17 protein-coding genes are annotated in these 17,583 nt (G+C 62.7%); 9 read left to right on the top strand and 8 right to left on the bottom strand.

The features are described from left to right. Window position 1: 1 nt before the first annotated feature. The 7 genes from AC0L24_RS03855 (at window position 2) to rsmA (ending at window position 7,917) form a co-directional block, all read left to right on the top strand. Entirely contained in the window at window positions 2-307 is a 306-nt protein-coding gene (locus AC0L24_RS03855; RefSeq protein ID WP_473563432.1) for a hypothetical protein, read from the top strand. Next, on the top strand, window positions 304-1,506 hold the full coding sequence (gene lptF / locus AC0L24_RS03850) for an LPS export ABC transporter permease LptF (protein ID WP_127396660.1): 1,203 nt from the start codon (window positions 304-306) through the stop codon (window positions 1,504-1,506). The genes AC0L24_RS03855 and lptF overlap by 4 nt, the downstream gene beginning before the upstream one ends. Further along, window positions 1,503-2,588, top strand: a complete 1,086-nt coding sequence (lptG, locus tag AC0L24_RS03845) for an LPS export ABC transporter permease LptG (protein ID WP_174800365.1) — start codon at window positions 1,503-1,505, stop codon at window positions 2,586-2,588. Before lptF ends, lptG begins: the two co-directional genes overlap by 4 nt. Continuing rightward, window positions 2,588-5,008, top strand: a complete 2,421-nt coding sequence (locus AC0L24_RS03840) for an LPS-assembly protein LptD (RefSeq protein WP_164873870.1) — start codon at window positions 2,588-2,590, stop codon at window positions 5,006-5,008. Before lptG ends, AC0L24_RS03840 begins: the two co-directional genes overlap by 1 nt. A gap of 99 nt (window positions 5,009-5,107) precedes the next feature. Beyond that, entirely contained in the window at window positions 5,108-6,037 is a 930-nt protein-coding gene (locus AC0L24_RS03835) for a peptidylprolyl isomerase (RefSeq protein ID WP_127268604.1), read from the top strand. A gap of 1 nt (window position 6,038) precedes the next feature. Continuing rightward, window positions 6,039-7,067: a 4-hydroxythreonine-4-phosphate dehydrogenase PdxA gene (gene pdxA, locus AC0L24_RS03830; protein WP_127398483.1), complete on the top strand. Its 1,029-nt coding sequence runs from the start codon at window positions 6,039-6,041 to the stop codon at window positions 7,065-7,067. A gap of 10 nt (window positions 7,068-7,077) precedes the next feature. Further along, window positions 7,078-7,917 carry a 16S rRNA (adenine(1518)-N(6)/adenine(1519)-N(6))-dimethyltransferase RsmA gene (gene rsmA / locus AC0L24_RS03825; RefSeq protein ID WP_127398481.1) on the top strand — a complete coding sequence of 280 codons (840 nt, stop codon included), beginning with the start codon at window positions 7,078-7,080 and terminating at the stop codon, window positions 7,915-7,917. A 137-nt stretch (window positions 7,918-8,054) separates the two neighbouring features. On the opposite strand, the gene gmk is transcribed toward rsmA, so the two are convergent. From gmk to mltG, 3 genes are all read right to left on the bottom strand, one after another. Further along, complete coding sequence (gene gmk / locus AC0L24_RS03820) at window positions 8,055-8,711, bottom strand: guanylate kinase (RefSeq protein ID WP_013532512.1); 657 nt, start codon at window positions 8,709-8,711, stop codon at window positions 8,055-8,057. Between the two features lie 3 nt (window positions 8,712-8,714). Further along, the gene (locus AC0L24_RS03815) at window positions 8,715-9,605 is read right to left on the bottom strand and encodes a YicC/YloC family endoribonuclease (protein ID WP_013532513.1); all 891 of its coding nucleotides are present in this window, start codon (window positions 9,603-9,605) and stop codon (window positions 8,715-8,717) included. 155 nt (window positions 9,606-9,760) lie between these two features. After that, window positions 9,761-10,855, bottom strand: coding sequence for an endolytic transglycosylase MltG (mltG, locus tag AC0L24_RS03810; RefSeq protein ID WP_245481751.1), 1,095 nt, complete (start codon window positions 10,853-10,855; stop codon window positions 9,761-9,763). Here mltG and AC0L24_RS03805 point away from each other — a divergent pair. Further along, complete coding sequence (locus tag AC0L24_RS03805; protein ID WP_164762122.1) at window positions 10,854-11,126, top strand: hypothetical protein; 273 nt, start codon at window positions 10,854-10,856, stop codon at window positions 11,124-11,126. The genes mltG and AC0L24_RS03805 overlap by 2 nt on opposite strands. Here AC0L24_RS03805 and fabF read toward each other — a convergent pair. From fabF to fabD, 4 genes are all read right to left on the bottom strand, one after another. Continuing rightward, the gene (fabF, locus tag AC0L24_RS03800; RefSeq protein ID WP_127273339.1) at window positions 11,114-12,376 is read right to left on the bottom strand and encodes a beta-ketoacyl-ACP synthase II; all 1,263 of its coding nucleotides are present in this window, start codon (window positions 12,374-12,376) and stop codon (window positions 11,114-11,116) included. The two genes, AC0L24_RS03805 and fabF, sit on opposite strands and share 13 nt — an antisense overlap. A 34-nt stretch (window positions 12,377-12,410) precedes the next feature. Continuing rightward, window positions 12,411-12,647, bottom strand: a complete 237-nt coding sequence (locus tag AC0L24_RS03795) for an acyl carrier protein (protein ID WP_006203723.1) — start codon at window positions 12,645-12,647, stop codon at window positions 12,411-12,413. Between the two features lie 210 nt (window positions 12,648-12,857). Continuing rightward, window positions 12,858-13,595, bottom strand: a complete 738-nt coding sequence (gene fabG / locus AC0L24_RS03790) for a 3-oxoacyl-[acyl-carrier-protein] reductase (protein WP_127810851.1) — start codon at window positions 13,593-13,595, stop codon at window positions 12,858-12,860. A gap of 57 nt (window positions 13,596-13,652) precedes the next feature. Beyond that, on the bottom strand, window positions 13,653-14,594 hold the full coding sequence (fabD, locus tag AC0L24_RS03785) for an ACP S-malonyltransferase (RefSeq protein ID WP_127810852.1): 942 nt from the start codon (window positions 14,592-14,594) through the stop codon (window positions 13,653-13,655). A 252-nt stretch (window positions 14,595-14,846) separates the two neighbouring features. Between fabD and AC0L24_RS03780 the strand changes: the two genes are divergently transcribed. Continuing rightward, a complete protein-coding gene (locus AC0L24_RS03780) occupies window positions 14,847-16,805 on the top strand; it encodes an LTA synthase family protein (protein WP_127396012.1) in 1,959 nt (652 codons plus the stop codon). A gap of 47 nt (window positions 16,806-16,852) precedes the next feature. On the opposite strand, the gene AC0L24_RS03775 is transcribed toward AC0L24_RS03780, so the two are convergent. Beyond that, window positions 16,853-17,206: a hypothetical protein gene (locus AC0L24_RS03775; protein ID WP_245481752.1), complete on the bottom strand. Its 354-nt coding sequence runs from the start codon at window positions 17,204-17,206 to the stop codon at window positions 16,853-16,855. Between the last annotated feature and the right edge of the window lie 377 nt (window positions 17,207-17,583).

Below are 17,583 nucleotides of genomic sequence, written 5' to 3'. Positions count from 1 at the left end.
GATGCGCGACATTTGGTCGTTTTCCGGCATTTGGCAAGACTTTGCCGAATTGGCATCCCATATGACCTATGGAATCGATGACGATTCGTCGCGGCACGGCCCCGCTTTTTGCCGCAACCTGTTGTTAACCATCGATGTTCGCCCTTTCTTATCCATTCCCGCCGACACTCCGCCCAGCCGGGGGGGCGTAATGTGGGACAGAACCCGGATCGACCATCTGATGGAGCCAGTTGTGCAGGCGCTGCCGGACAGCTACCTTGTTCGGTGGCATGATGCCGTTCGAAAAAATCGAGAAAAGCCTTCATGAAGGTCGTTGAACGCTACATCATGCGCCGCGCTTTCGTGGTCTTCATGGCCGCTCTTGTGTGGACGCTGGCGATCGTGTGGACGACACAGGTGCTGGCAAAGATCGATCTGGTGACAGACAGCGGCCAGTCGGCGTTGACCTTCTTCGAAGTCGCCGCCCTCATCCTTCCGTCCATCATCCCGATCGTGGTGCCTTTTGCGCTGGTGGTGGCAGTCGCACAGACACTCAGTGTGATGAATTCGGATTCCGAACTCGCCGTCGTCAACGCCGCGGGGGCCTCGCGCTGGACGATCGTACGGCCGATCATGTTGCTGGCGCTCGCCGCCGCCGTTTTTTCCTTTGCCGTCGACAACGGCATCGACCCTTACGCACGGCAGAAGAACCGGGCACTGGTGGCCTCGTCGCGCGCGGATCTGTTGTCGCTGATCATCCAGGAAGGCACCTTCCGCAAGATTGACGACGGGCTGTTCCTGCAGATCGGTGAGCGCCTTCCCGACAACCGGCTGGGTGGCATTTTCGTCGCCGATTCGCGCGAAGAAGGCGTCAACCTCGTCTACTACGCCAAGACCGGCAGCATCGTCGAACGCGGCGGTGAAAAGGTGCTGATGATGAATGACGGCGTCATCCATCGCAAAACGCTGACCGGCGATCTCTCCGTCATCCGCTTTACCTCCTATGCCTTCGACATGTCGGCCTTCATGGCGGCGGCTTCGGCGGTGACGCTCCTGCCCAAGGACCAGACGACGCAGTACCTGCTCAACCCGGGCGCCAACGACAAGTACTATCAGCAGAACCCCTACGAATACCGGGCCGAGGTCAACCAACGGTTCTCGGAATGGACCTATTCCATGGTTTTCGCGCTGATCGCGCTTGCGGTCGCCGGGGATGCGCGCTCGCACCGCGAGGCGCGCGTCAATCCGCTGATCACGGCGATCACGATATCGCTGTTCGTGCGTTGGCTGGGCTTTTTTGCCGCCAGCAAGGCGGATGAGATCCCGCAATATGCGTATATGGTCTATGGCGTGCCGATCGTGGCTTCCGCGGTGGCGATCTGGTTCATCGTCTCCAACCGAACACTGGAACTGCCGGTGACCTGGGCGGACTGGATGACAAACTTCGCCACGCGCATCGCTGACAGCTGGAATGCTTTCAAATTGCGTTTGTCCAGGCGCGGCGCATCAGGGCAAGGGGTCGGCTGATGGGCTGGACACTGGGCCGCTACTTCTTCTTCCGCTATGTGACGATCACCATCTGGTTCTTCATCGGCCTCCTGGCATTGGTGTTCCTGATCGACTTCACCGAGCTGTCCGGCCGCACCACCGGCCTGCCCGGCTTCACCTACGGCACGGCGGTAGCCATTTCAGGCCTCCGTATGCCGATGATCATGCTGCAGACGGTGCCGTTCGTCGGTCTCTTCTCGGCGATGGCGACGCTGGTGTCGCTGAACCGGCGCTACGAGCTGGTCATCGCCCGTTCCGCCGGTGTTTCCGCCTGGCAGTTCCTCTTGCCCTGCTGTATGGGAGCCTTGCTGTTCGGCGTCCTGTCGGTTGGCGTCATCAATCCACTCGCCGCGCACGCATTCTCCTGGTCCGAGCAGATCGAAACCCAGCTGCGTTCCGGCAAATCGAATACGGTCTCGGCCGATGCCGCGCCCTGGATCCGGCAGAAAACCAGTTCGGGCGACACCATCATCGGTGCGCGGGCCATCCTGAACCAGGGCCTGGAAATGGCCGATGTCGTATTTTTCATTCTCGACCCGCAAGGCAACATCGTCGAGCGCAAGGACGCCGCCCGTGCCTTCCTGCGCGACGGCTATTGGGAATTGCAGGACGTCAAGACATTCCAGAACGGCACGATCCAGGCATCGGCAACCGATCGCGTACCAACCAATCTAAAGCCCGAATTCGTGCAAGAGCGGCTGGCGCGCCCCGAAACCATCCCCTTCTATGACCTGCCCGGAAAGGTCGAGGTTGCCCGCTCTTTCGGCCTCAAGGCAAATGCTTTTGCCATGCAGTTTGATTCGCTCGTGGCGTTGCCGTTCCTTCTCGTCGCCATGACACTGATCGCGGCAACGGTTTCAATGCGATTTGCTAGGATGGGACAGTCGGCGACGATGATTCTGGGTGGCATCATCGCTGGCTTTCTGCTTTATGTCGTTTCGGTGCTGGTGAAGGCATTCGGCGTGGCGGGATTCGTGCCGACTGTCGTAGCCGCCTGGGTACCGGTCATGGTGGCTATGTTCTTCGGGGTGACTTTCCTGCTATACAAGGAAGACGGCTAGTGAGGGAGGCGTTTTTGCCCAGCAACAGGCAGGCCGGTTTGGCGCGCCTCTATGCGGCGACCGCCTTGGCGTGCGTGCTTGCCTACGCCATTCCGGCACCGGCGCTTGCGCAGGACGTCGGCGACATGGCGACATCGGTTCCGGCCGGCTCGCAAATGCTGCTGGCGGCCGATACGCTGGTCTACAACAACGACAACCAGACCGTGACCGCCGTCGGCGGTGTGCAGATCGACTATGGTGGCAATCGCCTTGTCGCCCAGCGCGTCGAATACAACCGCAACACCAAGCGGATGGTCGCGAGCGGCAACGTCGAAGTTATCAACAGCGACGGCACCAAGATCAATTCGCAACATATCGACATCACCGATGACTTCGCCGACGGCTTCGTCAATGCGTTGCGGGTCGAAACCATCGACAAGGCCTATTTCGCCGCCGAAAGCGCAGAACGCATGGGCGGCGTGCTGACCACCTTCCACAATGGCGTCTACACCGCCTGCGAGCCGTGCGAGGATAAGCCGGATAAAGCGCCGACCTGGCGCGTCAAGGCCAAGAAGATCATCTGGAACGGCGAGAAGAAGACGGTTCGCTTCGAGAATGCGAATTTCGAGTTCTTCGGTTTTCCGCTTGCCTATCTGCCTGCATTCGAAATTGCCGACCCGACGGTGAAGCGCAAGAGCGGCTTCCTGATCCCGAGCATCATCTACAAGAGCGATCTCGGCGTCGGCGTGAAAGTCCCCTATTATCTCGCATTGGCGCCGACCTACGACCTGACCGTCACCGGTACCGGCTATACCAAGCAGGGCTTCCTCGGTGAGGCCGAGTGGCGTCAGCGCTTCGACAATGGCGAGTACAGCTTGAAGATCGCCGGGATACACCAGCAGAATCCCGACGCCTTCCTCGACACCACTGCCTTCCCATCCAGCTCTGGCCACAACGTCAATTCGGGCAGCGCCGGCGATCCCAACAAATTCCGCGGCATGATGGGTACCCAGGGGCAGTTCGCCATCAACTCACGCTGGAACTTCGGCTGGGACGTGCTGCTGCAGACCGACAAGAACTTCTCGAACACCTACGGCATCGACAAGTACAATAGCAGCGTCCACCAGTCGTCGGTCTACTTGACGGGTCTCAACGGCCGCAACTATTTCGACGTGCGCGCCATGCATTTCGATGTGCAGGAAGATACGCCTGACGACAACGCCTCTGCGCGAAGCGGTCAACAGCCTTGGGTGCTTCCGTCGCTCGACTATGCCTATATTCCTGATGCCTCGGTGGCCGGCGGCCAGTTGTCGCTCAATGTCAACGCGCGTGTCATCCGCCGCGACGAGCTCGATGATACTTTCTCCACCCCCATACAGCGTGTCCCTGGTATCGAAGGCGAATCCGGCCGTCTCACCGCCGAGGCCGAGTGGAAGCGGAGCTTCGTCACCGATGGCGGGCTGGTGCTGACACCATTGCTCGCGCTGCAGGGCGACGTTGATTATCTCAACGCGTCGTCGGCTTCGCTAAACGCCGTCAACCAGATGGCAGCAAATTTGAGCGAGCAGGCCGATATGCGCTCGTCATTTGCTCGTTACATGGCAACCGCAGGCCTCGAGATGCGTTGGCCGGTGCTGTTTTCCATGGCCAGCGGGTCCAGCCACGTTATCGAGCCAATGGCGCAGGTCTTCATGCGCCCGAACGAGCAATATGTCGGCGGTCTCGCAGTACCCAATGAAGACGCCCAAAGCATGGTCTTCGACGCGACCACCTTGTTCGAACGCGACAAGTTCTCCGGTTACGACCGCGTAGAAGGCGGTTCGCGCGCCAATGTCGGCTTCCGCTATTCCGGCTCGTACAACAATGGCTGGGGCACCAATGCCATTTTCGGCCAATCCTATCAGATCGGCGGCGAGAACTCGTTCGCCGCGCCGGATCTGGTCAATGTCGGCGCCAACTCCGGCCTCGACACGGCCAAATCCGATTATGTCGGCCTGTTCGGCATCAACAGCCCCAACGGCTTCGCGGCCTCGGTCAGCGGCCGTTTCGACGAACAGAGCTTCGAGGTTCGCCGCGCCGAGGTGAAGGCCGCCTATTCCGGCCTGCCTGTGTCGCTGAGCGCCAAATACGCCTTCATCCAGGCCCAGCCACTGTACGGCTTCACCACCGACCGCCACGAAGTCACACTTGGTGCATCCACGCATCTGGCCGAAAACTGGCGCGTTTTCGGCACAGGAACCTACGACCTGCAGCAAAGCCTGCTGGTCAAGGACGGTGTCGGCTTCGCCTACAACGATTCCTGCTTCACTTATCTGATGACCTACTCGCAGTCGCGCGATCTGAACACCAGGGAGGTGTCGCAGACCATCGGCTTCAATCTGTCGTTCCGCACCCTCGGCGAATTCGGCTCGTCGACCAGTGCCATCGACACGATCCAGTAACAATCGGCGACATCGTTTCGCCGCATAGGGCTGGCACGGATTTCGCGCACCTGGAAAGATGAAATTGGGCGGGACCGGGATAGAATTGGGATACCAACGATGAGGAAATACCTCTTTTCAGCAGGTTTCGCGTTGCTCGTGGCGGCGACGTCCGTGTCGATCACTGCAATGACGCCGCCGGCTTTCGCCAGCGAGATCAAATACGTCGTCAACAACATTCCGGTCACCACCGGCGACATAGCCCATCGCGCCGCCTTCCTGAAGCTGCAGCGCAAGAAGGGCGATGCCGGCCAGGAAATGATCGACCAGACGCTGCGTATGGCCGAGGCCAAGCGGCTTGGCATCCGCATCAGCGACGCACAAGTCGAGGCGGCGTATCAGCGCTTTGCCTCGAGCAACAAGATGCAGCTCAGCCAGCTTGACGGCGTCATGGAGAAGTCAGGCGTCACCAAGAGCCACTTCAAGGAATTCATCCGCGCCCAGATGGCCTGGAACCAGGCTTTGAGCGCGCGCTACCGTTCTGGCGACGGCACCGGTGCCGTCAGCGAGCAGGATCTCGTGAGAAAGATGCTCGAAAAAGGCGGCGCCAAACCGAGCGCCACCGAATACATGCTGCAGCAGGTCATCTTCGTGGTTCCGGCGGCTGAACGCAGCGCCACGCTGGGCAAACGCAAGCGCGAGGCCGACGCCATGCGCACCCGCTTCAACGGCTGCAACACGACGCGCGAATTCGCCAAGGGCCTGATCGACGTCACCGTTCGGGATCTGGGCCGGGTGCTGGCGCCGCAGCTGCCGCCGGACTGGGCCGAGCAGATCAAGGCGACCAAAGTCGGCGGTGCCACCGCCACGCGCGAAACCGAACGCGGCGTCGAATTCATCGGCATCTGCTCGTCGCGCGAAGTGTCCGACGACAAGGTCGCCCAGATGGCGTTTCAGGCCGAAGGCTCCGGCGGCGACAAGGATGCCGACGCGCTCAGCAAGAAATATGTCGACGAGCTGAAGGCAAAAGCCCGCATCGTCAAGCGCTGACGTGAGCAACGCAGTGACTGCGCTCGCGTTGAGCGCCGGCGATCCGTCCGGCATTGGGCCGGAGATCGCCATCGCCGCCTTTATGGCGCGCGAAGCTGCCGCCCTGCCCCCCTTCTACCTGCTCGCCGATCCGGCGCTGATCGCCTCCCGGGCGCGCCTGCTCGGCATTTCGCTGCCGGTCGTCGAAACGACATCAGCGCAAGCGGCGCAGGTCTTTGCCCGCGCCTTGCCGATCGTTCCACTGACTGCCCGCTGCATCGACAGCCCCGGCCGGCCGGATCCGGCCAATGCGGCTGCCACCATCGAGGCCATCGACCGCGCCGTCGCCGATTGCCTTGCCGGCGAAGCCTCGGCCGTGGTCACCTGCCCCATCGCCAAGAAGCCGCTCTACGACGCCGGCTTTCGCTTCCCCGGCCACACCGAGTATCTGGCGCATCTGGCGGCCCGGCACAGCGGCGTCGAGGCGATGCCGGTAATGATGCTGGCAGGACCCGACCTGCGCACCGTTCCCGTCACCATCCACATCGCGCTGGCCGAGGTGCCGAAGGCACTGACCACCGAGCTGATCGTCGCCACCGCGCTCATCACCGCCGCCGACCTTACCGGCCGCTTCGGCATCGCCAAGCCACGGCTGGCGATTGCCGGGCTCAACCCGCATGCCGGCGAAGGCGGCGCCATGGGCCTCGAGGACGAGCGGATCGTGCGCCCGGCGGTCGACATCCTGCGTGCCGATGGCATCGACGCTTTCGGCCCTTTGCCGGCCGACACGTTGTTCCATGTCCGGGCGCGGGCGGGCTACGACGCGGCCCTTTGCATGTATCACGACCAGGCGCTGATCCCGGCCAAGGCGCTGGCTTTCGACGAGGCGGTCAATGTCACGCTCGGCCTGCCCTTCATCCGCACCTCGCCCGACCACGGCACGGCCTTCGACATCGCCGGCAAGGGTGTGGCGCGGCCCGACAGCCTGATAGCGGCGCTGAAGCTTGCCCGGCGGCTGGCCGACACGAACACGAAGGCGGTTGCGGTATGAGATCTCGGGCATGAGCATCGACGGGCTGCCGCCGCTGCGCGAGGTGATCGAGCGTCATGGGCTGCAGGCAAAGAAGGCGCTCGGCCAGAATTTCCTGCTCGACCTCAATCTCACCGGCAAGATCGCGCGCACCGCCGGCGACTTGTCCGATGCAACCGTGATCGAGGTCGGTCCCGGTCCCGGCGGGCTGACCCGCGCCCTGCTTTCCAACGGCGCGCGTCACGTCATCGCCATCGAGCGTGACGAACGTTGCCTGGCTGCTCTTGCCGAAGTGTCCGACCACTATCCCGGCCGGCTGGAGGTTGTTTCCGGCGATGCGCTGAAGACGGATTTCACAGGCCTTGCCAGTCGAGCGGCCGGCAATGGCGGCCCGGTCAAGATCGTGGCCAACCTGCCCTACAATATCGGCACGGAGCTGCTGGTGCGCTGGTTGGCGGTCAGCGACTGGCCGCCTTTCTACACCTCGATGACTTTGATGTTCCAGCGCGAGGTGGCCGAGCGCATCGTCGCGCCTGCCGGCAGCGACAGCTATGGCCGGCTGGGGGTTCTTGCCGGCTGGCGGACGGAGGCGAGGATCGCCTTCGACGTACCGCCACAGGCATTCACGCCGCCGCCAAAGGTCACCTCCTCGGTGGTGCATCTGGTGCCGCGCCCGACGCCCCTGCCCGCCGAGGTGAAGAAACTCGGCCGCGTCACAGAAGCCGCTTTCGGCCAACGTCGCAAGATGCTGCGGCAGAGCGTGAAAAGCCTCGGCGGCGAGGCCCTGCTCGAACGCGCCGGCATCGATCCTACACGCCGCGCCGAGACGCTCAGCGTCGAGGAATTCGTGCGGCTGACCAATGCCGTGTAGCTCTCTTCTCCCCGTTTACGGGGAGAAGATGCCGGCAGGCAGATGAGGGGGCAGCACGAACCTTGAAATGCCAGCACCGCCCCTCATCCGGCCCTTCGGGCCACCTTCTCCCCGTGAACGGGGCGAAGGAAGAGGTCTCAGCCCGTCTTCTCGTCCAACAGTCCAGAGACGAAATCGAACAGGCCTGGCCGGCGGTCGCGTCTTAGCCGCTCGGCGACGACGATGCCGCGCACTTCGGCGAAGGCGCGGTCAAGGTCATCATTGACGATGACGAAATCATATTCCTTCCAGTGCTCGATCTCGTTGCGGGCGTTTTTCAGCCGCGTCTCGATCACCGCCTCCTGGTCTTCAGCGCGACGTTTCAGCCGCGCCTTCAACTCCTTCATCGATGGCGGCAGGATGAAGATCGAGACAATGTCGGCGCGCATCTTCTCCTTGAGCTGCTGGGCGCCTTGCCAGTCGATGTCGAACAGCATGTCGCGCCCCTCGGACAGCGCCAGTTCGGCCGGTTCGCGCGGCGTCGCATAGCAATTGCCATGCACCTCGGCCCACTCCAGCAGCGCGTCGGAATCACGAAGCCGCTCGAATTCGCGCATCGTCCGAAAATGATAGTGGACGCCTTCGATCTCGCTTCCACGGCGCGGCCTGGTGGTGACCGAGACCGACAGTTCGAGGCTGGAATCGCTTTCCAGAAGATTGCGCGCGATCGTCGACTTGCCGGCGCCGGACGGCGACGACAGGACGAGCATCAGGCCCCGGCGGCGTATGCGGGACCCCAAATCCTTGGCAACCATCGGCTACTCCAGATTCTGGATCTGTTCACGAAACTGGTCGACCACCGCCTTCAGGTCCAGGCCGATCGCGGTGATGGCTGCGGCATTCGATTTGGAACACAGCGTATTCGATTCGCGGTTAAATTCCTGTGCCAGAAAATCGAGCTTGCGACCGACCGCGCCGCCGCCCACCAGCAGTGCCCGGCCGGATGCGACATGCGTTTTCAGCCGGTCGATCTCTTCGCGAATATCGGCCTTGGTGGCCAGGAACGCCGCCTCCATATGCAGTCGGGTGGCATCCAGATTGGCGGAAGCGTCCATCAGCAGCCTGACCTGCTCGGCGATGCGTTCGCGGATCACCGCGGTCTCGCGGGATGGATCCACTTCTGCCCGCAGCGTCAGCGCCTCGATCGTGTCGATATGACCCGACAACAGCAAAGCCAGCGCGGCTCCTTCGCCCTGCCGTGCCTGTTCGAGCCCGTTCAAGGCCACTTCGAGCGCGGCCATGATCGCGGCATCGAGCGCGGCCCTCGCCTCCTCGGTTTCGACGGTTTCAGGAATGTCGAGCACGCCGCGCAGCGAAAGCAATCCATCCGACGTCGCCGCAGCAACGCCGAATTGCTCCTGCAGCCGTTTGGCGAGCCCAGCAAGGTCCTTCAGGAAGGCTTCGTTGACGACCGGCTGCGCCTGCGCGCCAACGGCACGGCCGATGGTCAGCGTCGCCTGGAAATTGCCGCGTGCAAAACGTTTCTGAAGTATTTGCCGGACAGCAGGTTCCAACCGCTCGAAGCCTTGCGGCAGCCGCAGCCGTACCTCGACGCTCTTGCCGTTTACGGACTTGACCTCCCAGGCGATCGAGGTGCCTTCGTGCTCGGCGACGGCACGTGCAAAACCGGTCATGCTCTGCAAATTCATATCGCCCACACGTCCCTTGCACATCGCCCTGAACCGGCTTTCCGGACAGAGCGAGTGCGGCTTGAAAAAGACTGCGCCGCAGGCGCGTCGAAACCGGACGCGCGGCGCTCTTCCAAATGTCAGGGCGTTGCCTGCCGGGCAACGCCTTTCTTCATTTACTGGGCAGCGCCCGCGTCACCGCCGCTGTCGTCGGCACCGTCAGCCGGCCCACTGCCAGCGGGTTCGACGGCATTGCTGTCGCCGGTGCCAGTCGTCTTGGCGGCTTTGGCGGCATCATCGGCCTGCTTCTTCAGCAACGCGCGATAGCGGGCGACGTTCTCGTTGTGCTCGTCCAGCGTCGCGGCAAAGACGTGCCCGCCGGTGCCGTCGGCAACGAAATAGAGGTCGGCGGTCTTCGACGGATTGGCCACCGCCTCCAGCGCTGCACGACCCGGATTGGCGATCGGCGTCGGCGGCAAGCCATTGATCACATAGGTGTTGTAGGGCGTCTGTTTCTGGATGTCCGACTGGTAGATCGGCCGATCCGCCGGCTTTCCCTTGCCGCCGAACAGCCCGTAGATGATGGTCGGATCGGATTGCAGGCGCATGCCCTTGGCAAGCCGGTTCAGGAAGACGGCGGCAACTCGCGAACGCTCGTCACCCTTGCCCGTCTCCTTCTCGACGATCGAGGCCAGCGTGACGAACTCCTCGACGTTGGCCAGCGGCAGGTCAGGCGCGCGCCGCTGCCAGACATCGTCGACCAGCTTCTTCTGATCCGCCAGCAGCTTGTCGACCATCTGCTGGCGTGTCGCTCCGCGCGTGAAGCGCAGCGTGTCGGTGGCGAGGCTGCCCTCCGGCGGCGTGGTTGCCGGCATGTCGCCGCTCAAGGCATTCTCCTCGGCGATGCGCTGCAATGCCTGGTCGACCGTCAGTCCTTCAGGAATGGTCAGCGAATACATCACCGACTTGCCGCTCTTCAGAAGCTCCATGATATCGCGCATGGATGCCCTGGGCTTGATCTCGTACTCGCCGGCTTTCAGCGCGGAATCATTGCCGAAGGCCCGCACGCCAAGGCGGAATACCCGGGCGTCGCTGATCAACCCGCGGCGTTCGAGCTGGTCGGCGATATCCTGGACGCCGGTGCTCGGCTTGACCAGGAAGGTGTCGCCATTGGCCGAAGGTCCGGGTTCGGTGAATTCCTGCTTGCCGAAATAGACCGCGACGCCGGCCGCCAGAACCACCAGCATCACCGAGGAGATGACGAAGTTCATGAACACGACGACCTGGCTGCGTGACGCCCGCGAGCGCTTCGGCGGCGGCGTGCCAGCCTCCGGCCGCAACGCTTCGCTGGCCGTTTTCGGCACGATCGGGCCGGATGTCGGCGGCCGTTGCCCGAATTCTCCGTTGCCTGCCGGATTTGTGTTCATTTCGCCCTACCGTTTGATCGCCCAACGAATCCCCAGCGGCAGAGTAGGGGCGAATATGGCAAAATTGACGGCACGCCGAAGCGCCGCCCGGCAGCCGGACGATCAGCCATTGTAGCGCTGGAAGACCAGCGACGCGTTGGTCCCGCCAAAGCCGAAGGAATTGGACAGCGCAACGTCGATCTGGCGGGCACGCGGCTTGTTCGGCACCAGGTCGATCGCGGTTTCGCGTTCCGGGTTGTCGAGGTTGATGGTCGGCGGCGCGACATTGTCCCTGATGGCAAGGATCGAGAAGATCGCTTCGGCGGCACCCGCCGCCCCAAGCAGATGGCCGATCGACGACTTGGTCGACGACATCGAAATCTTCGATGCGGCATTGCCGACAAGCCGCTCGACCGCGCCGAGCTCGATCGTGTCGGCCATGGTCGAGGTGCCGTGCGCGTTGATGTAGTCGACATCGGCCGGCGTCAACTTGGCCCGGTTCAGTGCCGCCGTCATGCAACGGAAGGCGCCATCGCCATCCTCGGCGGGCGCGGTGATGTGATGCGCGTCGCCGGTGAGACCGTAACCCGTCACCTCGGCATAGATCTTGGCGCCGCGCGCCCTGGCATGTTCGAGCTCCTCGAGCACGACAACGCCGGCGCCCTCGCCCATAACGAAGCCGTCGCGGTCGCGATCATAGGGTCGCGACGCCGTTTGCGGCGAATCATTGCGTTCCGTCGACAGTGCCCGGCATGCGGCAAAGCCGGCGATCGACAGCCGCGTCACCGGCGCTTCGGCGCCACCGGCGACCATCACGTCGGCATCGCCCCACATGATCAACCGGGCAGCATCGCCAATGGCGTGCGCGCCGGTCGAACAGGCCGTGACGACGGCATGGTTCGGGCCTTTCAGTCCGTGCCGGATCGAAACCTGCCCGGAGACGAGATTGATGATCTGGCCCGGGATGAAGAAAGGGCTGATGCGGCGCGGGCCGCGCTCCTTGAGGATCATCGCGTTCTCGGCGATGCCCTCGATGCCGCCGATGCCGGAGCCGATCAGGACGCCGGTGGCACACCGCTCTTCATGCGTCTTGGGTTCCCAGCCGGAATCCTTCAGCGCCTCGTCGGCGGCGGCAATCCCGTAAAGGATGAAGTCGCCGATCTTGCGCAGTTCCTTGGGCTCGAGCACGGCCTCGGGATTGAAGGTGGCATTGCTGCCGTCACCACGCGGAATGACGTGGGCGATCTTGCAGGCAAGATCCTCCACCTCGAACTCAGTGATGCGCTTGGCAGCGCTGCGGCCGGTCAGAAGTTCCTTCCAGCTGTGCTCGAAGCCCATGCCGAACGGCGACAGCAACCCAAGGCCCGTGACGACGACACGCCTCATCGCAGGTCCTCCCCGGTGATGACTGCGGAAAGCGTCAGGCCGAAGCCTTGTCGATGTACTTCACGGCATCGCCAACGGTCAGGATGGTCTCAGCCGCATCGTCGGGAATCTCGACGCCGAATTCTTCTTCGAACGCCATGACGAGTTCGACCGTGTCGAGGCTGTCGGCGCCCAGATCATCGATGAAGCTCGCCTGCTCCGTCACTTTGTCGGCATCGACGCCAAGGTGCTCGATGACGATCTTCTTGACGCGCTCTGCGGTGTCACTCATTTGGGCATCCTCGTCTTTTGTTTGTCTGTCTTCGTTAGCGGGCAGAATGCCGCTAATCAAGCTGAAAGATGGTCCTGCCGGAAACGCAACGACTACGGACCGGTTTTTGCCCGAACCGCCGGGTTGCGGGCCGCATTACACGAAAAATAGCTGAGGTCCAAGCCGAAATGGTCTCTTTTCACAACCCGCCGGCGTTGCTGCCGAACCTCGTCAAATCATAGCCATGCCGCCATTTACGTGGATGGTCTGGCCAGTGACGTAGGCGGCTTCGTTGGAGGCGAGATAAGCGACGGCGGACGCGACTTCAACGCTGGTGCCCATGCGCCGCGTCGGGATCGCCGCCATGATCGCCTCTTTCTGCTTGTCGTTGAGCTTGTCGGTCATCGCCGATTCGATGAAGCCCGGGGCGACGCAGTTGACGGTGATGTTGCGGGTGGCGATCTCCTGTGCCAGCGATTTGGAAAAGCCGATCATGCCGGCCTTTGAGGCGCAGTAATTGGTCTGGCCGGGATTGCCGGTGACGCCGACCACCGAGGTGATGTTGATGATGCGGCCATGGCGGCGGCGCATCATCGGGTGGGTGAGTTCGCGGGTCAGCCTGAACACGGCGGTCAGGTTGACCTCGAGCACGCTGTCCCAGTCGGCATCCGACATGCGCACGAACAGGCCGTCCTTGGTGATGCCGGCGTTGTTGACCAGGATGTCGACGCCTTCGAGATCGGCTTCGGCTTTCTGGCCGAGCGCCTTGACCTCCTCACGGTTGGACAAATTGGCCGGGAACAGCTTGACCCGGTCGCCAAGCTCGCTAGCCAGCGCTTCCAGTTTCTCGACGCGGGTGCCATGCAGGCCGACGATCGCGCCCTGCGCATGCAGCATCCTGGCGATAGCCTCGCCGATGCCCCCGGATGCGCCGGTGACGAGCGCCTTGCGGCCAGTCAATTCGAACATTTTTGTCTCCTGATTGAGAAGAGAACACCCTTTACAGGGATGGGATCAAATGACGCTTTATGCAAGCGCCGCCATGGCCGCCTCGACGTCAGCCGAGGTGCCGACCGACGCGGTGGCGACATCGCGGTTGATGCGCCGCGCCAATCCTGAAAGCACCTTGCCGGCGCCGATCTCGTAAAGTGTGGTGACGCCGTTTGCGCCGAACCATTCCACCGTCTCGCGCCAACGCACGCGGCCGGTTATCTGTTCGACCAGGCGGCGGGCGATCTCGTCCGGATCGCTGGTCGGGCTGACCGTGACATTGGAGAGGACGGGAACCACCGGCGCGTTCTTTGCCACGCCGGCCAGGGCTTCGCGCATGACGTTCGCGGCCGGCGCCATCAGCGCGGAATGGAAGGGCGCGGACACCTGCAGCATCAGCGCGCGTTTGGCGCCTTTCTCGGTGCACAGTTTCGCGGCCAGTTCGACCGCGGCCTTGGCGCCGGAGATGACCAGTTGGCCACCGCCATTGTCGTTGGCGATCTGGCAGACAGAGCCTTTGGCGGCTTCCGCGCAAGCGGCTTCGACATCGACCTGTTCCAATCCGATGATCGCCGCCATGGCGCCCTCGCCGGCCGGCACCGCCGCCTGCATGGCATTGCCGCGTATGCGCAGCAACCGGGCGGCATCGGCAACCGAAACGAAGCCGGCAGCGGCCAACGCCGAATATTCGCCCAGCGAATGACCGGCGACATAGGCGATCTTGCCTTTCAGCGAGAAGCCGCGCGATTCCAGCGCCCGGATCGCGGCCAGCGACACCGCCATCAGCGCCGGCTGCGCGTTGGCGGTCAGCGTCAACGTCTCTTCCGGCCCTTCCCAGATCAGCTTCGACAGGTTTTCGCCGAGCGCATCGTCGACTTCCTGGAAGACCCTGCGCGCTTCGGGGAAGGCGTCGGCGAGATCCTTGCCCATGCCGACCGCCTGGCTGCCTTGTCCGGGAAAGGTGAATGCAACGGCCATGCGAGGGCTCCCAAGGGCTGGTTTTGCTTGCCTGAAGACGGGTTTTTCTTGCCTGTGACGCATGGCGGGGCGCCAAGTCAAGCCCGGTTCGACCCTGCCCGAGGGCAGCCTCGTCCGCCGAGTGCCTGTTGCGAAAGGGTTTTTGGCGATCACTCCTGATGAAAACCGCTCACGATTCGTTTGCTGGCTCTTCTTATTTCCGTTACAGGCGCTAGCTTTGCGTGACAATTCCATGACAATCGAGTGACGTGCTTGTCGCTGGGTGGGGAAGTTAAAGTGGCAAAGAGTTACAAACGCACCGGCAAGGCCGCGCCACAGTTCCTGGAAGACGACCCCTCCACCGGCTATCTGCCGGGCAGGAGATGGCCGGTCGTGCGCTATGGGCTGATCAGCCTGGCGATCGCCGCTATCCTGGTGTTTGCCATCGAACTGATCGTGCGCGGCGACTTTGCCGGAACCATCTCCTTCTTCCTGCAGCCGTTCAAGCCGGGCTGGACCACCATCGTCGTGTTTGCGCTGCTCCTGATCGGCTTCGATGCGGTGCTCGGCCGCAGCCACCAGAGCCTGATGATCGTCGCGCCGCTGACCTTGTCGCTTGCTTTCGTCGGTCACCAGAAGTCGCACTATCTCGGCGATCCGCTCTATCCGACCGATTTCCTCTATGCCCGCCAGATCTTCGCGCTGCTGCCGCTTTTGGTACGCGAACGGCCGATGACCGCGCTTGCCATGGTCGTCGGCATCGTCGCCGGCCTGTCGCTGCTCGTCTACGGCTGGCGGCTATGGCGCCGCAAGGTTCCCGCACTCAGCCGCAAGGGGCGCCTTGCGCGGCTGACGCTGGCAGTGCCGCTACTCGCCTTCTTCGTTTCGATCATGGACTACGCTACCTTCTCCTGGACCAGGGATCGGCTGCAGATCATCCCGATCATGTGGGACCAGAAGGAAAACTATGCCTCCAACGGCTTTGCGCTGGCCTTTGCCCTCAACGTGCCGATGGCGCATGTCTCGGCGCCGCCGGGCTATTCCGACAAGGCGATCGCAGCGATAGCTAGGCCTGATGTGACCGCCTCGGTGCCGGCCGAGAAGCCGGACATCATCATCGTCATGAGCGAATCCTTCTGGGATCCGACCAAGTTGCCTGGCGTCACCATCACGCCAGATCCAATCCCCAATGTGCGGGCGCTGCGCTCGGGCTCGATGTTCTCGCCGGAGTTCGGCGGCATGACCGCCAATATCGAGTTCGAGGCGCTGACCGGCTTCTCCAACGCGTTCCTGCCGGCAGGCAGCATCCCCTATCAGCAATATGTGCGCACGCCGACGCCTTCGCTCGCGACCTTCCTGAAGAGCCAGGGTTACCGGGCGCGCGCCATCCATCCCGGCACCAACTGGTTCTGGAACCGTGGCGCGGTCTATGCCGATTTCGGCTTCAACGATTTCAAGTCGGAAGAGACGCTGCCGCCAATGCAAAAGCGCGGGCCACTGGCATCGGATGCGGCGATGACCGACGAGATCATCAGCGAGGCCGACGCCAGCGACGAGCCGGTGTTCTTCTTTGCGGTCAGCCTGCAAAACCACGGTCCCTACGAGCCGAACCGCTATTACAATCCCACGCATAGGGTGCAGGCGCCGATCAGCCAGTGGGCGCGCGAATCGCTACTCAGCTACGCCGAGGGCTCAGCCGATGCCGATCGCGGCCTCGAACGCCTCGTCGAATGGGCCAAGAAACGCTCCCGCCCCACCGTAATCGCCTTCTTCGGCGACCATCTGCCGCCGCTGGGGCCGGTCTATGTCGAAACCGGCTTCCTCAAGGACAATGTCGCGCCGCGCAAGGAAGCGTCGCCCGAGGCTGCTCTCGAGCATCACGAGACGCCGCTGGTCATCTGGTCGAACCGCACCGGGCCGGCTGAGCAGATGGGTGCCGTCAGCCCAGCCTTCCTGCCCTATCATATCCTGAAAACGGCCGGGATCAGCCATCCATACTACACCGGCTTCCTGGGCGAGATGAGCGAACGCTACCGTGTCGTCGACCGCAATCTTCTGCTGACGCCGGCTGGCGAAGCCACGCCCGATTGGGCGCGGCAGAAGGAGATCGATCCGGCGATCCGCGATTTCCGCCTGCTTCAGTATGATATGATGTTCGGCAAACGCCACGCGGCGCCCGACTTCTTCCCCGAAACGGTCGACAAGGACAAGGTTGTCGCCCATACGAGTTGAGCCCAACGATCCCTCAGGAGCCGGCCAGTCCGTCCCGGATCGCGCGTTCAGTTCGTCAATTGCAGCTTCGAGAACTTGTTGGCGATCTGCTGGAAAACGTCCGGCAATTTGGTCGGATCGTTGACTGCATAATAGCCGCTCGGATCAGAAGCGCAGGCGCTGTAAAGCGCGCGGTTGGCTGCGGTGTCGGATTGCAGCACCATGGTGTAGATTTGCACGCCCTCGTTCTTCAATTGCGTGCAGACGTTTTTGGTCCAGCCGTCGACATTGCGTGCCGCCGTCGTCTGGTTATCCGATCCGAAACGGCCGCCGGCCAGATAACCATATGATGTGTAGTCAGATTTCGTCGGCTGTTGGCTGGCGCCATAGACGACGTTCTCGCCGTCGGTGAGCAACAGCACGATCTTGCTGATGCCGGGCGTCTTCCACGGCGATGATGAATCGACCGTTGATGGCCAGGCTTCAACTCCACACAACCTGCTGGTGTGGTTAAGACGTGGTTGCCGGAAACCACAACTCCGACCGTTGCTGCTCCCCGATCATCGGCTAAGACACACGGGAATGCCGCTTGCGCTTGCTTTGCGGCCGGATTGCTGTATAGACGCCCGCAATCTGCCGGTCCTTGCTGGGGGCTGAACGGAGGGCCGGAGGTTTTTCAGAACCTTCGTGTGAAGCCGGAAGTGCTTCCGCCTCCCGTGTCTCCGCTCTCGACCGTCTCGTCATGCTCCTTTCTTCCCCCTGCCCCTTCGAGGGTTTGCGGGTCAGAGAAGTTGCAGAG

The organism is Mesorhizobium sp. WSM4809, assembly GCF_055811655.1.
The sequence above is the reverse complement of the archived record's forward strand: the minus strand, read 5'-3'. Positions and strand labels throughout refer to the sequence as shown.

Excerpts from the sequence above, each read along its gene's own strand:
- AC0L24_RS03855 (WP_473563432.1), top strand. The coding sequence starts at position 2 with ATGCGCGACATTTGGTCGTTTTCCGGCATTTGGCAAGACTTTGCCGAA.
- lptF (WP_127396660.1), top strand. The coding sequence starts at position 304 with ATGAAGGTCGTTGAACGCTACATCATGCGCCGCGCTTTCGTGGTCTTC.
- AC0L24_RS03835 (WP_127268604.1), top strand. The coding sequence starts at position 5,108 with ATGAGGAAATACCTCTTTTCAGCAGGTTTCGCGTTGCTCGTGGCGGCG.
- rsmA (WP_127398481.1), top strand. The coding sequence starts at position 7,078 with ATGAGCATCGACGGGCTGCCGCCGCTGCGCGAGGTGATCGAGCGTCAT.
- gmk (WP_013532512.1), bottom strand. The coding sequence starts at position 8,711 with ATGGTTGCCAAGGATTTGGGGTCCCGCATACGCCGCCGGGGCCTGATG.
- AC0L24_RS03815 (WP_013532513.1), bottom strand. The coding sequence starts at position 9,605 with ATGAATTTGCAGAGCATGACCGGTTTTGCACGTGCCGTCGCCGAGCAC.
- AC0L24_RS03805 (WP_164762122.1), top strand. The coding sequence starts at position 10,854 with ATGAACACGACGACCTGGCTGCGTGACGCCCGCGAGCGCTTCGGCGGC.
- mltG (WP_245481751.1), bottom strand. The coding sequence starts at position 10,855 with ATGAACTTCGTCATCTCCTCGGTGATGCTGGTGGTTCTGGCGGCCGGC.
- fabF (WP_127273339.1), bottom strand. The coding sequence starts at position 12,376 with ATGAGGCGTGTCGTCGTCACGGGCCTTGGGTTGCTGTCGCCGTTCGGC.
- AC0L24_RS03795 (WP_006203723.1), bottom strand. The coding sequence starts at position 12,647 with ATGAGTGACACCGCAGAGCGCGTCAAGAAGATCGTCATCGAGCACCTT.
- fabG (WP_127810851.1), bottom strand. The coding sequence starts at position 13,595 with ATGTTCGAATTGACTGGCCGCAAGGCGCTCGTCACCGGCGCATCCGGG.
- fabD (WP_127810852.1), bottom strand. The coding sequence starts at position 14,594 with ATGGCCGTTGCATTCACCTTTCCCGGACAAGGCAGCCAGGCGGTCGGC.